The sequence below is a fragment of the Nocardia spongicola genome (genome assembly GCF_047200775.1).
In the GTDB taxonomy this organism is placed as follows: Bacteria; Actinomycetota; Actinomycetes; order Mycobacteriales; family Mycobacteriaceae; genus Nocardia.
Window position 1 is genome coordinate 13,466 of the sequence record NZ_JBJZOO010000018.1, and the last position, 14,895, is coordinate 28,360.

A 14,895-nucleotide genomic window follows, 5' to 3' on the forward strand; every position below is an offset into this window, starting at 1 on the left:
AATCTGTCGGTGGCCGGGCCTACGCTGAGTGGCATGGCATTCGCAACCGAGATACCGGCGCACAGCGACGAGGGCGGGGCTGCCGAACAGCCGCTCGCCCACTCGGAGTTCCGCCCGGTCGGTGAGGTCGAGCGCGTCGGCGGCCGGTTCGAGGTGGTCAGCGCGTACCAACCTGCCGGAGATCAGCCCGCGGCGATCGATGAGCTGGAGCGCAGGCTCAGGGTAGGGGAGCGCGATGTGGTGTTGCTCGGCGCCACCGGCACCGGTAAATCGGCCACAACGGCCTGGCTGATCGAGCGATTGCAGCGGCCGACGCTTGTGATGGCGCCGAACAAAACACTCGCCGCTCAGCTGGCCAACGAGCTGCGCGAGATGCTGCCGAACAATGCTGTCGAGTACTTCGTTTCGTACTACGACTACTACCAACCCGAGGCGTATATCGCGCAGACCGATACCTACATCGAGAAGGACAGCTCGATCAACGACGATGTCGAGCGGCTACGCCATTCCGCGACCTCCAATCTGCTGTCCCGGCGAGATGTGGTGGTGGTCGCCTCGGTGTCGTGTATCTATGGCCTCGGCACACCGCAGTCGTATCTGGACCGGTCGGTGCAGCTGGCGGTGGGCGCGGAAATAGATCGGGACGCACTGCTGCGGCTGCTGGTCGATGTGCAGTACACCCGCAACGATATGGCGTTCACCCGTGGTTCGTTCCGGGTGCGCGGCGATACCGTCGAGATCATTCCGTCCTATGAAGAACTCGCTGTCCGCATCGAGTTCTTCGGCGACGAGATCGAGGCGCTGTACTACTTGCACCCGCTCACCGGCGATGTGCTCCGTCGAGTCGATACGCTGCGAATCTTCCCGGCCACGCACTATGTGGCAGGTCCGGAGCGGATGGAACGCGCGGTGCGCGATATCGAGGCGGAATTGGAGCAGCGGCTCGCCGAATTGGAGCGCCAGGGCAAATTACTGGAGGCACAGCGGTTGCGCATGCGTACCCAGTACGACCTGGAGATGATCCGGCAAGTCGGTTTCTGCTCCGGTATCGAGAACTACTCGCGGCATGTCGATGGGCGTCCGGCCGGTTCGGCCCCCGCGACGTTGCTCGACTACTTTCCGGAAGATTTCCTGCTGGTCATCGACGAGTCGCACAACACAGTCCCGCAGATCGGTGGCATGTACGAAGGCGATATGTCCCGTAAGCGGAACTTGGTGGAGTACGGCTTCCGCCTTCCGTCCGCGGTGGACAACCGGCCGCTCACCTGGGAGGAGTTCGCCGATCGTATCGGGCAGACGGTCTACTTGTCGGCCACCCCAGGACCGTATGAGCTCGGGCGGACCGGCGGTGAGGTGGTCGAGCAGGTCATCCGGCCGACCGGACTGGTCGATCCGAGGGTCGTGGTGAAGCCGACGAAGGGCCAGATCGACGATCTGCTGCACGAGATCAGAGAACGCGCCGAACGCGATGAGCGGGTGCTGGTCACCACACTCACGAAGAAGATGGCCGAGGACCTCACCGACTATCTGCTCGGGCTCGGTGTCCGGGTGCGCTATCTGCACTCGGAGATCGATACATTGCGTCGCGTCGAGCTGCTGCGACAGCTGCGGCTCGGCGAATACGACGTACTGGTCGGCATCAACCTGCTGCGCGAGGGTCTCGACCTGCCCGAGGTGTCGCTGGTGGCGATTCTCGACGCGGACAAGGAAGGGTTCCTGCGCAGCACTACCGCGCTGATCCAGACCATCGGCCGCGCGGCGCGCAATGTCTCCGGTGAAGTGCATATGTACGCGGACAAGATCACCGATTCCATGCAGTACGCCATCGACGAGACCGAACGCCGCCGCGCGAAACAGATCGCCTACAACGAGGAAAGGGGCATCGATCCGAAGCCGCTGCGCAAGAAGATCGCCGACATCCTCGACCAGGTGTACCAGGAGGCCGAGGAAACCGAGGTAGAGGTAGGCGGCTCCGGCCGTAATGCCAGCCGCGGCAGGCGCGCACCGGGCGAGCCGGGGCGTGCGGCGGTGAGTTCGGGGGTGTACGAGGGCCGCGATATCGCGTCGATGCCACGCGCCGAACTCGCGGGCCTGGTCACCGAGCTCACCGCGCAGATGATGAACGCGGCCAGAGAATTGCAGTTCGAACTGGCAGGCCGGTTACGCGACGAGATCGCGGATCTGAAGAAGGAGTTGCGCGGCATGGACGCCGCTGGATTGCAGTGAGCCACCCCGCTGCGGCTGGATGCCTGCGCATATCCGACAGCCGTTGCGGCGGTGTGCTGTGCAGCCACTGCCGCAACGGGGTCGCGATGTTCGGGTGGCTATGCCTGAGTAGCCATCCATTCGTTCACACGCCGTTCGGCTTCCTCGCGGGAGATGTCTTCGACCTTGGTGATTACCGCCCAGCGGTGGCCGAACGGATCGATGATCACACCGTAGCGGTCACCGGTCACGAAAGTCTGCGGTTCCTCGACGACCCGGGCACCGTGTTCGGCGGCACGCCCCACCACCGCGTCGACATCGGGACAGTAGTGCACGATCGAGGTGTGCACCCACTCGCCGTTCGGGGCGAGTACTCCGTTATCCGGGATCGGCATTCCCAGCTGCAGGGTCGAGTCGCCGATCTTCAGTTCCGCGTGCGCGGGCTGCCCATCGGGCAGGTCGTTGCGACTGAGCACCTCTGCTCCGAAGACAGTGGTGTAGAAATCGATCGCGCTGTCGCCGTCACCGACCGCGAGAAAGCAGGTGATCGAATGGTAGCCGGTGGCAATGGGATTCACTGTGTTCGTCATGCGCACCATAGTCGCCGACCGCAACAGGCAGGTCTTGTAGGAAAGCGACATCGTGCCAGGTAGCGCCGAATCATCCACCACAGGGCTGTCACCGGCTCGCCATCCCATGACGCTCACCGACACCAGGGGCATCCTGCATCCTGCCGAGCAGGCCGAACATCGCTCGCTGATCCGTTTGCCGCCGAGCACGACGACGCGAGGCTATGTCGAGTGGTATTGGTCGGTGCGCTGGGATCTGCGTGGCAGGCCGCCGTACCGCACCCAGGTGCTGCCGTTTCCGAGTGTGAATGTCACCTTCGAACGAACCGACACGTGTACCGGAGGATTCGTCAATGGGGTGTGCACCACCACGTTCATCCGCGAACTCAGTGGTCTAGGGGAGACATTCGGTATTCGATTCCGCGCGGGTGGGTTCGGTGCGTTCACCGGATTGGATGTCGGAGCGTTTCGCGACCGTGCCGTGAACATCATCGACATCATGCCGGAGGCAGCGGGTTTGACCGAGCGGATGCTGGAGGCGGCGACCGACGAGCAGCGCCGTGCCGTCGCCGAGGAGTACCTCACGTCCAGGTCTGTGGTCCATGACCCGGTGTATCCGCTGGTGCTGCGGATCATCGAGGCCATGGCGACCGACCGTGAGCTGACCAAAGTCGGTCAGATCACCGAGCGTTTCGATGTGTCTGTCCGCACATTGCAGCGCATGTTCCGGCGGTATGTCGGTGCAGGGCCGAAATGGGTGCTGCGTCGCTATCGATTGCAAGATGGGGCTGAGCTGCTCGCCAGGGGGCGCGTCGAGGATCTTGCCGCGCTGGCCTCGGAGCTGGGTTACTTCGACCAGGCGCATTTCTCCCATGAGTTCACCGCGGCGGTGGGGATGTCACCATCGGAGTACGCCAAGAAGTCACTGGGTGTGCGCGATGAGGTCACGGAGAAGGGGTTACGGGCCGAGATATCGCGGCTGGACAGTGCGGAGGGGGAGGCTGGTGTTCGCGTTCCTTGCACACGCTGATGAATTCGGATCGACCATCACCGGAACGCTTTTCGACGTCCAGTTTATCGGACAGGCTAGTATTGCACGTCTGTTCTACTGTTCAGGAAGAGGGAGATTATGGACATCATAGGGGCGATCATCAGCTTGTTCTGGGCGGACTACCAGCCGTGGCCCTGACACGTGTCGTGAAAGTGGTTCGAATCGAGAGGTATTGCCGCGTAGTGTCTTTCGGCTGTTAGAGCGAAAGACGTTGGTGGTGATCAGGTGAAGCGAGGTCTTCGGTAGCGGGTTCGGTGACGAAGAACCTGAACATCGGAGGCCTCGTGGTCAGCGTGCCGCTGATGAGGCGAGCGGATCCGACCGACACTGTGATCGAGGAGCCGCTGGGTGAAAATCACTGACGCATACCGGAGATAGAGGTGGTCTCGGGCCCGGTCAGGTGCGCAGGTTCCGAGGGTGATAGGTCTCGACGAATGTGCGGAATCGCCGCAGCCACTCGTCGTCGGCGTCCTCATGCGAGAAGTGGCCTGCGTCATCGAAGACGGTCAGCTCACTGTTGGGGAGGGCCGAATGCAGGCGTTCGGCGTTCGACGGGGGCACGAACTCATCGTGGGCGCCCCAGGTGATCAGCACGGGAACGGTGATGGACGGCAGGTGCTTCTCCAGCACGGGCAGCTCCGCGGCGTACGAGCCGAGGAAGTCGAATGCGTTGCGGTGCTTCTCCGGGTCGAAGCAGATCGTTCGGTACTCCTCGACCGCGGCAGCTGATGGCGTGAAGTGGTGGTAGCCCGCCGCGGTCGCCGCGTTGAGGTTCTGCCTCATCAGCTGTCGTCGTATCGGTCGGCGAGTTGCGAGCCATCGGACCACTCGGGAGCGGGTCGCGGCGCGCAGAGCCGGGTCGAAATCGGACGGCCAGGTGCCGGGGCCGTCGTAGATGTTGACCCCGAGAAGTCGTTCGGGGTGGCGCGATGCGACCCACAGTGCGATCGGGACGCCGATATCGGGCCCGATCAGGAAGGCCTCGTCGAGCCCATAGGCGTCCATCAGTCGCACGAGGACGTCGGCTTGGGCGGAGGGTCGCATGACCGGCCCCGATCCGGTCGACTTGCCGAAACCCGGTAGGTCGACGGCGAGGAGGTCGAAGTGGTCGGCCAGACGCTCCCAGAGGGATTCCCAGCAACGGATGGACTGAGGGAAGGCGTTGGTCATGACGACGGTCGGCCGGTCACCGTTGTCGACCCGGGCGATCCTGAGGTCGTAGTCGTCGACGGTCTGCCGTTCGAAGTGCATCATGTCGTGGTCCTAACGGGCGAGTTGCGTGGTGACGATGGCTTTCGCGTCGTGGTACGGCTGGACTGTGCGGGTGGCACGTGCGAGGGTGACCGACCCCTCGTAGGCCGCCACGATGAAGCGGCCGAGCATCGCCGCTTGCTCGGAGCCGAAACCGGATGCGCGAAGCGCCTTTGTATAGGCGGCTGCCCATGCCGTGAAGACTTCGGCCACCGCCTCCTGGATGGCTACCGAGTCGGCCGGTGCCTCGGTAGCCGGAACGCCGATCGGGCACCCGAGTGTGAAGTCGGCGGCCGCCATCTCGGCGGCCGCCGCGTCGAAGATGACGGCGATCGCTTCGGTGAGCTCGTGCCGATCGAGAACGTCCGCGATCTGTTCGGCTGCGGTGAGTCCTGCGCTGCGCACCGCGGATGCGACCAGCTCTTCTTTCCCTCCGGGGAAGAAGTGGTACATCGAGCTCGAAGACACGCCGGTGTCGCGTAGGAGGTTCTGCATGCTTGTGCCCGCGTAGCCGTGCTCGCGGATAGCCAGCAGCACAGCCTCGATGAGTCGGTTCGCAGCGTCGGATGGCATCGGTGTGCTCGGGACTCTCGTCGGCTCAGCCGGGGAACGTGCGGCCGTCGGGACTGGTGAAGTCGGATTCGAGGACATCCCAGTGCTCGGTGATCTTGCCCGCCGCGTCGAAGCGCCAGATGTCGACGCCGACCAAGGGCGGCGTCCCCATCGTCGTACTGAGGTAGCGCGTGTAGGTCCAGGCAAGGTCGCCCTCGGCGATTGCCCACTGGTAGTCGTTGGGATTCCCGCCCAGCATATCGATGAACCCGGCGATGCCTTCGGCTCCGTTCGGGATGAACGGGTTGTGCTGGGTGTAGTCGCTGAGAAGTTCGTCGCGCAGCGACGTATCGCCTGCGAGGAATTCGGTGACGACCCGCCGGGCGATCTGTTGGTTGTGTTCCTGGTCCTGGCGATCGACCGAGGGATGCAGCTGGGTGAACATATCGTTGCCCGAGACGGATTCGATGGTGACGGCCTGCGTCACCTCCACAGCCTCGACGATCCGGCCGGACTCGATGGTGAAGATGTGTGCGACTGCGACGCCTGGGCCGCCGTCGATAACTCGATCGACGTTCCAGCGGTAGTGGGCATGAATTCCGATCCGGTTGCCCGCGCTGACGGTGCGGTGCACGGCGATCAGGGGACTGGTTCCGGCGAAGGCCGCCGCGTAGGCGACCCATGCGTCCACACCATCACCGATCCCTGACGAGTAGTGGCGGAGGTGCGCTGCCGCGAGAGCGCGGAGCAGGCTCGGATCGTCGCGGTTGTAGAGGGCTTCCAACATCTCGACGAGCCGGCCTGCGGTGACGGTCGTCGTTGCGGGCGTTGCGGTCATGGGTGGGTGCCTTCCGCGAGTAAGGATGCGCTGCGTCCAGCATACTGGATGGATCATTCCAGTCAAGGAAATCGATGTGTGCTCTACTCGGTCGTAATGGGCCGATTTCGCTCCGGCGGACGATTCGTGTGATGGATATCCCAGGGCCGCAACGTTCTTCGATTCGGTTTCGGTATATCACCGCTCAGTCCTGGTATGACCGGGCCCGAGCTGGTCGGTTCGGTTCTTCCGGTTTCTCCAGTGCATCCACTGCGATGGCGGACGGGCACCCTCGCTGTGATGTCGTGCAATTCTTCGAAATTTCCGCGTCTTTTGCCGCTAGGGTCGAGCCCAGCCGCCGCGCCGTCGCCCGATCTGTCCGAGGCGATACCGTGCGCGGCACCCGCCTACCGCATAGTTGGAGGAGAGCATGACAGCCTACCGAACCATTGTCGTCGGTACCGATGGCTCGGACTCGTCGTATGTCGCTGTCGAGAAAGCCGGCGCTCTGGCCGGTGTATCCGTCGCGACCCTGGTCGTGGCCTGCGCGTACTACCCCACCGGCGAACGTGATGTCGCCGCTGCCACCGATGCCCTCAAGGAGGAGGCCTACCAGGTACGCGGTTCCGCGCCGACCAACGAGATCTTGCGTATCGCACGAGAAAAGGCCTTCGCGGCGGGCGCGGCCGATGTCGTCGAGCGCGCCATCGTCGGCGAGCCGGTCGATTCCCTGCTGTCGTTGGTCGAGGAGGTCGACGCCGATCTGCTCGTGGTCGGTAATCGCGGACTGAACACCCTGGCCGGCCGGTTACTCGGTTCGGTGCCTTCCGACCTGGCGCGCAAGTCGAGCTCGGATGTACTGATCGTGCACACCGTCCGCTGAGTCCCGTTCTTTTCTGCTACCGGCGAAGGCCGCGTGGCTGTCGCACAGCCGCGATATGGCACGCGGCCTTCGCCGTTCGTGGTGTACCGGCGCGGTCAGCGCAACCGGCGTAGCACCTCAGGGAGCTCCGCACTGTGTACGACATCCAGTCGTTGGGTAGCTCGGGTGAGTGCGACGTAGAGATCGTTGAGCCCACGCGGAGATTCGTCCAGAATGCCCTGTGGTTCGACCAGATAGACCGCGTCGAACTCCAAGCCTTTCACCTCGTGCACGGTCAGTACCCGTACCGATTCACCGGCGAGGTCGCTCAGTTGCGTCAGCAGTGTGCGTGGAGCGATCACCGCTGTGGTGCCGGGGCCGGTCTCGGTGGCGACCAACCGGGCTACTTGTGCGGGTACCGCGCTCGGCTCGACCTGGTAGGCACGTGGCGCGACGCCCGTCTCGCGGACCGAGCGTGGTGTGGTCGCCGTGGGATCGATCGCGGCGAGTACCTCGGCGGCGATATCCATGATCTCGGCGGGCGTGCGGTAGTTGACCGTCAGCTCGGTCAGTTTCCACCGGGCGGCGACATAAGGTTCCAGCATCCGCTGCCACGATGCGGTACCTGCCGGGTCGCCGGTTTGCGCCACATCACCGACCACGGTGACCCACCGGTTCGGGATGCGGCGCATCACCATGCGCCAGGCCATTTCCGACAGCTCCTGTGCCTCGTCAACGATGACGTGCCCATAGGTCCAGGTGCGATCGCCTGCCGCGCGTTCCGCGGTGGTCTGCCCGGAGCGCACGTTCTGCCGTTCGGCCAGTTGGTTCGCATCGATCAGGTCGTAGGCCATCAGGATCTCCGGATCGAGCTCGTCTTCGAGATCCTGTGGCGCGGAGCCGGTCAGAATGTCCAGCGCGTCCTGGGCTTCGGCGATCTGGGCTCGCCAGCGTTTGCGGGCACGCTCGCGCTCGTGGGTATCGTCCACGCCGAGTAGTTCGGCCAGTTCGTCCAGCAGTGGTGCGTCGGCGGCACTGAACTGCCCGTTGTCCGCCCGCAGCAGTTCGGCGCGGTCGGCGGGGTCCAGTGCGCGCGCGGCTCGGTCCAAACGATTCGGATCGGCGAGCAGATCGGCCAGCACCGTCTGTGGCGAGAGTATCGGCCATAGTCTGCCGATGGCGGCCTGGATATGTGGGTCGGCGCGCATCTCGTCCCGGATCTCGGTGAGATCGGCCGAGCTGAGCAGGCTGGGACCACCGGAGAGGTCGGCACCCATGGTCTGGGCCAGCTGGTCGGTCAGCGCGTCGATCACCGAGCTCGCGAAGATCGGCCGGGCCAGATTGTGCGGGCGGCGCGAAGACCGCGCGCGACCACGGGCCTTGGTGGCGATCTTGCGGTCCAGTGTGACCGGATATCCGTCGAAGCTCAGCCGGATCGGTTCGGCAGGCACCTCCTGCCGGTCGCGCACCGCCTGCTTCAGGACTTCGAGTATCGTCAGCGAACCTTTGATCTCGCCCGCCCGCAGCGAGTCCGTACGAGTCGCCCGGACACCCGGATACAGGTCGCCGATGGTGGACAGCAGTACGCCGGTCTCGCCGAGCGAGGGGAGGACCTGGCCGATGTAGTCGAGGAAGGTGGCGTTCGGTCCGATGATGAGCACGCCACTTTTGGCCAGCTGTTTGCGATGGGTGTACAGCAGATAGGCGGCGCGGTGCAGTGCGACGGCGGTCTTGCCGGTACCAGGCCCGCCCTGCACGACGAGCACACTTTTGTGCTCGGAACGGATGATGGCGTCCTGTTCGTGCTGGATGGTCTCGACGATGTCGTTCATATGGCCGGTGCGGGCGGCGTTGAGCGCGGCCAGAAGCGCGCTCTCGCTGCCGACTCCGCCGTCGGATTCGGTGACCCCGGCTCGGCGGGCGGCGTCCAGATCGAGATATTCGTCGTTGATCGCGGTGACCGTGCGGTTGCGGGAGCGGATATGCCTGCGCCGGGTCACCCCATCCGGAGCCGCGGTGGTGGCCAGATAGAACGGCCGGGCCAGCGGAGCACGCCAGTCCAGCAGCAGGCTCTCGTAATCGTCCTTCTCGTCGAGGATGCCGAGCCTGCCGATGTAGCGGTATTCGTCGTGCGCGCCATCGAGGTCGATCCGGCCGAAACAGAGACCGTGTTCGGCGGCATCGTATTTGGCCAGGTCCTCGGTATAGAGCTGGGTGAAGGACTCCCGTTCGCTGCGGGCCTGTGGCGTGCCGCCGGTCTCCAGCAGCACCGTACGCAGCCGGTTGTGCGCATAAGCACGCATCTCGTCCAGCCTGCTGTACAGCACCGAGAGGTAGGCCTGCTCCTGTTCGGTCTCGCGGGTCTGCTCGGGGGTGCCATTGTGAGCAGCACGGTCCTGAGTGAGGTCGGGCAAACTGAACTCCTTGTCACCGCGAAGAGCCGTACACGTTACCCGGGCCGGGCAGATGCGTACTCGGAAAAGCAGGGTTGCCGAGTCTACTGGGGTCGCGGTGGTGCCGCAGCAGCCGCGGTATCGCAGTCACCGTTCTCCGCGAGCGGCACCGGTGCGAAATGCTCGACTGCGGGGAACGGCTCGTAGAAATGGTGCAACAGGTCTTTCCAGCGCTGATATTCCGGCGAACCGCGGAATCCGTCGACATGATCCTCTAGCTGTTCCCACACCACCAGAAGGAGATAGCTGCCTGGCGACTCGATGCCGCGCGACAGCGACAGTGACCGGAATCCGGGCATGCTCTCGATAATCGGACGTGCGGCGGTGAAGGCTGCTTCGAAATCCATGGCTCGATCGGGGGCTACCGGTAACAGGGCGTGTTCGATGATCATGTGAGAACGATCGCACGAGAACCTGTCAGGACACCTGAGAGTTGTCCGGCCTGCGACCAGGGGTGACGCCGCCATCATGGCGCCCGGACGGTTTCGCGCGGTACATCGCCACATCCGCGTCGTGCAGCACTGCCTCCGGTGTGCGCCGATCGCGGTCGCTCAGCTCGGTGACACCGATAGAGGCGTTCACCTCGATGCGGTGCCCGCGGGCGATGATCGGTTCGGCCATGGTGTTGCGCAGCCGGTTCACCAGCGCGTCGAGGTCGACCCTTCGGGCAGCGCCGGACAGCAGTACCAGGAACTCGTCGCCACCGAGTCTGCCGACGAGGTCGTCGCGGCGCAGCGCGCGTTGTAACCGCTGGGCGACGATCTGCAGGACCGTATCGCCGATGGCGTGCCCGAGGGTGTCATTGATGGCCTTGAATCCGTCCAGGTCGATGAACAGCACGGTGGACACCGGCAGTATCTTCTCCGCGCTGGCCAGTGCCGCTGCCAGCTGGGACAGGATCAGCGAGCGGTTGGCGAGGCCGGTGAGTGAATCGTGCGTGGCCTGATACTCCAGCTGCCGTCTGCTGGCCCGGAACTCGGTGATGTCGGCGAAGGAGGAGACCGCCGATGAGCGGGTGTCACCGGGGTTGAGCAGGCGACTGCTGCCCGACAGCCAGCGGCGTTGGCCATCGGGACGGTCGACACCGAAGATATAGCCGGTGATGGTCTCACCGGTGGCGAGGGTGCGCGCGATGGGGTGCCGGGCCGGTGGTAGTGGCTGCGCGTTCGCATCGAGCAGGATCAGTGGTAGCGACTGGATCGTGTGGCCGATCAGTTGCTGGTCGGAGCCTTCGGTGCCGAAGATGCGCCTGGCCGCCGGATTCATCGATTCGATCCGCCCTTCCGGATCGATCACCACGACACCTTCCTCCAGCTGGGAGACGACCGTGGTGAAGTAGTGCTCGGCCTTGCGCTGCGCGGCCTCGGCATGCCGTTGTGCGGTGAGGTCGTGAATGACCACCTGGTAGGCGAGCCGGTCGTGCCAGGCGGCCAGCACCGATACCGTCTCGACAGGGACGCCGATACCGTCCAGTCGCATCAGCCGCATCTCTGTCGGGGCCGAGGCCGCTCCCGCGCTGGTCAGGGTACTGATGTGGTCGAGCATCGCGGGTATAGAAGCTGGATGGACGAAGTCGGTCAGCGGTCTGCCGATTATTTGCTCGGCACTTTCGGCGGCGAGTAAGCGGACGGTGGCGGGATTGACATAGACGATCACGCCACCCTCGTGTACGCAGATTCCGTCGGGCGTGTGCTCGACCAGGGAGCGATAGCGCGCAGCCAGTTGTTCGGCGGCGTCGACCGCGGCGGCTAGCTTGTCATCACCCACTCGAACCCCCATCGTCGACCCCATTATGGCCATTGGAACTCGGATTATTCTGGTTTCGACGTGTACAAGATCACGCTGCGCATGGTGTTGCTCCGATCACAGTACCGGCAGTTTCCCAGGTTCGATCCGGCGATTACGGCATAACCGGTTTTCCCTGTCGTCGATGGGCGGTCTGCCTCGGCGTAGTGGGTGCGGCACGGCAGCCACCGACCGGGGCTACTCGATACGTGCGGGTCGTGCAAGGAGGGCGGCCGCGGCTCGATCGGTACCGGTCTTCCGCTGGTTCCGCCACTATCGATCGAGGTAGCAGGCGGTCGACGGAACATGTCGGTGCCCATGCTTAGCATGGCGGTCAGGAGTATGTCTGGACTCCGAACACGCTGGACGTCGAACACGTAGGAGAAGGGACGACCTGTGGCGGAACGCCTCACTGTGCGCGGAGCGCGAGAGCACAACCTCAAAGGGGTCGATCTCGACCTACCGCGCGACAGCCTCATCGTGTTCACCGGTCTGTCCGGCTCCGGGAAGTCGAGCCTGGCTTTCGACACCATCTTCGCGGAGGGTCAGCGGCGCTATGTCGAATCGCTGTCGGCGTACGCACGGCAGTTCCTCGGCCAGATGGACAAGCCCGATGTCGATTTCATCGAGGGGCTCTCGCCCGCGGTGTCCATCGACCAGAAATCGACCAACCGCAATCCACGGTCGACGGTCGGCACCATCACCGAGGTCTACGACTATCTGCGTCTGCTCTATGCGAGAGCGGGTACGCCGCACTGTCCGGTATGCGGTGAGCTGATCGCCAAGCAGACACCACAGCAAATCGTGGACCAGGTGCTCGCGATGGCGGAAGGCCTCCGCTTCCAGGTACTCGCCCCGGTGGTGCGTACCCGCAAAGGTGAGTTCGTCGACCTGTTCGACCAGTTGAACGCCCAGGGTTATGCCCGAGTGCGGGTCGACGGCGTGGTGTACCCGCTCACCGATCCGCCGAAGTTGAAGAAGCAGGAGAAGCACGACGTCGAGGTCGTGATCGACCGTTTGGCGGTGAAGCCGAATGCCAAACAGCGCCTTACCGATTCGATCGAGACCGCGTTGCGGCTCGCCGACGGTATCGTCGTGCTCGATTTCGTCGACCGCGACGAGCACGCGCACGATCGGGAGCGCCGTTTCTCCGAGCGGCTCGCCTGCCCGAACGGTCATCCGCTCGATATCGAGGATCTGGAGCCGCGTTCGTTCTCGTTCAACTCGCCCTACGGCGCCTGTCCGGACTGCACCGGTCTCGGTATCCGCAAGGAGGTCGACCCGGAGCTGGTGGTGCCAGACCCGGCGTTGAGCCTGAACGAGGGCGCCATCGCCCCGTGGTCGCGCGGCCAGACCTCCGAGTATTTCAGCAGGCTGCTGTCCGGTCTCGCCGAAGTCGTCGGCTTCTCCATGGACACGCCATGGCAGGACCTGCCGCTGAAGGCGCGTAAGGCCGTGCTGGAGGGCAGTCCCGACCAGGTGCATGTGTCCTATACCAACCGCTACGGTCGCAAGCGCTCGTACTACGCGGATTTCGAGGGTGTGATGCCGTTCCTGCAGCGGCGTATGGCGAACACCGAATCCGAGCAGATGAAGGAGCACTACGACGGGTATATGCGCGATATCCCGTGCCCGGTGTGCGGTGGTGCCCGGCTGCGTCCGGAGATCCTCGCGGTCACCGTCACCGCGGCGGGAGACAAGAAGTCCATCGCAGAGGTCAGTGATCTGTCCATCGGGGAATGCGCGACCTTCTTGAACTCGCTGACCCTGGGCGAACGCGAGGCCGCCATCGCCGGGCAGGTGCTCAAGGAGGTGCAGGCACGGCTGGGTTTTCTGCTCGATGTCGGTTTGGAGTACCTGACGCTCTCTCGTGCGGCCGCCACGCTCTCCGGTGGTGAGGCACAGCGCATCCGGCTGGCGACACAGATCGGTTCCGGTCTGGTCGGGGTGCTCTACGTCCTCGATGAACCGTCCATCGGCCTGCACCAGCGGGACAATCGCCGACTCATCGACACACTCACCCGGTTGCGTAATCTCGGCAACACCTTGATCGTCGTCGAGCACGACGAGGACACCATCCGGGCTTCGGACTGGGTGGTCGATATCGGCCCGTTCGCCGGTGAACACGGCGGCACGGTGGTACACAGCGGGCCCTATGAGCAGCTGCTCACCAATCCGGATTCGCTGACCGGCGCGTATCTCGCAGGCCGGGAACAGATCGAGATGCCGTCGGCGCGTCGCCCGGTCGAGAAGAAACGGCAGCTCACCGTCGTCGGCGCCAGAGAGCACAATCTGGGGGGTATCGATGTCGCCTTCCCGCTCGGCGTGCTCACCGCGGTGACCGGGGTATCCGGTTCGGGGAAATCGACGCTGGTGAACGATATTCTGGCGACAGTGCTGGCGAATCGCCTCAACGGCGCACGGCAGGTGCCCGGTAGGCATACCAGGGTCAACGGGCTCGATCATCTGGACAAACTGGTGCAGGTGGACCAGTCGCCGATCGGTCGAACGCCACGGTCGAACCCGGCCACCTACACCGGTGTCTTCGACAAGATCCGCACGCTGTTCGCGGCAACCACCGAGGCAAAGGTGCGGGGCTACCAGCCGGGCCGGTTCTCCTTCAATGTCAAGGGTGGTCGCTGTGAGGCATGCTCCGGCGACGGCACCTTGAAGATCGAGATGAACTTCTTGCCGGACGTCTATGTCCCCTGTGAGGTCTGCCATGGCGCCAGGTACAACCGGGAGACACTGGAGGTGCACTACAAGGGCAAGACCATCGCCGAGGTACTGGATATGCCGATCGAGGAGGCCGCGGAGTTCTTCGAACCGGTCACCTCGATCCACCGTTACCTCAAGACCCTGGTGGATGTCGGTCTCGGCTACGTACGCCTCGGGCAGAGCGCGCCGACCCTCTCCGGCGGTGAGGCCCAGCGCGTGAAACTGGCCGCCGAACTGCAGAAGCGGTCCACCGGCCGGACGGTGTACATCCTCGACGAGCCGACTACCGGCCTGCACTTCGAGGACATCCGCAAACTGCTCACCGTTATCAACGGGCTGGTCGACAAGGGCAATACGGTGATCGTCATCGAACACAATCTGGATGTCATCAAGACCTCCGATTGGATCATCGACATGGGGCCTGAAGGTGGCTCCGGTGGCGGGAAAGTGGTGGCCCAGGGCACGCCGGAAGAGGTAGCTGCCGTTGCGGGCAGTTACACCGGCCACTTCTTGCGGGAGGTGTTACACCGGTCCGTGCCGCAGGGTGCGGCACGGAAGGCGCAGGCGAAGAAAACAGCGGCGAAGGCTACCAAACGGGTGGCGAAGAAGGCGGCGGTCAGCTGATCCCGGTG

At 64.2% G+C, this 14,895-nt stretch carries 11 protein-coding genes; 4 read left to right on the plus strand and 7 right to left on the minus strand.

The genetic code is table 11. The features are described 5' to 3' along the window. Nucleotides 1–33 precede the first annotated feature (33 nt). Complete coding sequence (gene uvrB / locus ACL02S_RS21360) at nucleotides 34–2,226, plus strand: excinuclease ABC subunit UvrB (RefSeq protein ID WP_412804252.1); 2,193 nt, start codon at nucleotides 34–36, stop codon at nucleotides 2,224–2,226. A gap of 98 nt (nucleotides 2,227–2,324) precedes the next feature. On the opposite strand, the gene ACL02S_RS21365 is transcribed toward uvrB, so the two are convergent. Continuing rightward, nucleotides 2,325–2,795, minus strand: a complete 471-nt coding sequence (locus ACL02S_RS21365) for a VOC family protein (protein WP_412804253.1) — start codon at nucleotides 2,793–2,795, stop codon at nucleotides 2,325–2,327. A gap of 52 nt (nucleotides 2,796–2,847) precedes the next feature. Between ACL02S_RS21365 and ACL02S_RS21370 the strand changes: the two genes are divergently transcribed. Next, nucleotides 2,848–3,804: a DUF6597 domain-containing transcriptional factor gene (locus ACL02S_RS21370; protein ID WP_412804254.1), complete on the plus strand. Its 957-nt coding sequence runs from the start codon at nucleotides 2,848–2,850 to the stop codon at nucleotides 3,802–3,804. Between the two features lie 417 nt (nucleotides 3,805–4,221). Here the strand turns inward: ACL02S_RS21370 and ACL02S_RS21375 are convergent, their stop codons facing one another. Genes ACL02S_RS21375 through ACL02S_RS21385 form a run of 3 tightly spaced genes read right to left on the minus strand, consistent with a single transcriptional unit; the run spans nucleotide 4,222 to nucleotide 6,466 of the window. Further along, the gene (locus ACL02S_RS21375; RefSeq protein ID WP_412804255.1) at nucleotides 4,222–5,079 is read right to left on the minus strand and encodes an alpha/beta fold hydrolase; all 858 of its coding nucleotides are present in this window, start codon (nucleotides 5,077–5,079) and stop codon (nucleotides 4,222–4,224) included. A 9-nt stretch (nucleotides 5,080–5,088) separates the two neighbouring features. Beyond that, nucleotides 5,089–5,649, minus strand: coding sequence for a TetR/AcrR family transcriptional regulator (locus tag ACL02S_RS21380; RefSeq protein WP_412804256.1), 561 nt, complete (start codon nucleotides 5,647–5,649; stop codon nucleotides 5,089–5,091). Nucleotides 5,650–5,674: 25 nt separating this feature from the next. Then, the gene (locus ACL02S_RS21385; RefSeq protein ID WP_412804257.1) at nucleotides 5,675–6,466 is read right to left on the minus strand and encodes a nuclear transport factor 2 family protein; all 792 of its coding nucleotides are present in this window, start codon (nucleotides 6,464–6,466) and stop codon (nucleotides 5,675–5,677) included. Between the two features lie 409 nt (nucleotides 6,467–6,875). Between ACL02S_RS21385 and ACL02S_RS21390 the strand changes: the two genes are divergently transcribed. Further along, nucleotides 6,876–7,328 (plus strand): universal stress protein, encoded by a 453-nt coding sequence (locus ACL02S_RS21390; RefSeq protein WP_412804258.1) that lies wholly within the window; start codon nucleotides 6,876–6,878, stop codon nucleotides 7,326–7,328. Between the two features lie 95 nt (nucleotides 7,329–7,423). Here ACL02S_RS21390 and ACL02S_RS21395 read toward each other — a convergent pair whose 3' ends face one another. From ACL02S_RS21395 to ACL02S_RS21405, 3 genes are all read right to left on the minus strand, one after another. Continuing rightward, a complete protein-coding gene (locus ACL02S_RS21395) occupies nucleotides 7,424–9,721 on the minus strand; it encodes a HelD family protein (RefSeq protein ID WP_412804259.1) in 2,298 nt (765 codons plus the stop codon). 83 nt (nucleotides 9,722–9,804) lie between these two features. Then, on the minus strand, nucleotides 9,805–10,152 hold the full coding sequence (locus ACL02S_RS21400; protein ID WP_412804260.1) for an antibiotic biosynthesis monooxygenase family protein: 348 nt from the start codon (nucleotides 10,150–10,152) through the stop codon (nucleotides 9,805–9,807). A gap of 25 nt (nucleotides 10,153–10,177) precedes the next feature. Further along, complete coding sequence (locus ACL02S_RS21405; RefSeq protein ID WP_412804261.1) at nucleotides 10,178–11,551, minus strand: diguanylate cyclase domain-containing protein; 1,374 nt, start codon at nucleotides 11,549–11,551, stop codon at nucleotides 10,178–10,180. 390 nt (nucleotides 11,552–11,941) lie between these two features. Between ACL02S_RS21405 and uvrA the strand changes: the two genes are divergently transcribed. Then, the gene (gene uvrA, locus ACL02S_RS21410; RefSeq protein WP_412804262.1) at nucleotides 11,942–14,887 is read left to right on the plus strand and encodes an excinuclease ABC subunit UvrA; all 2,946 of its coding nucleotides are present in this window, start codon (nucleotides 11,942–11,944) and stop codon (nucleotides 14,885–14,887) included. Nucleotides 14,888–14,895 lie beyond the last annotated feature (8 nt).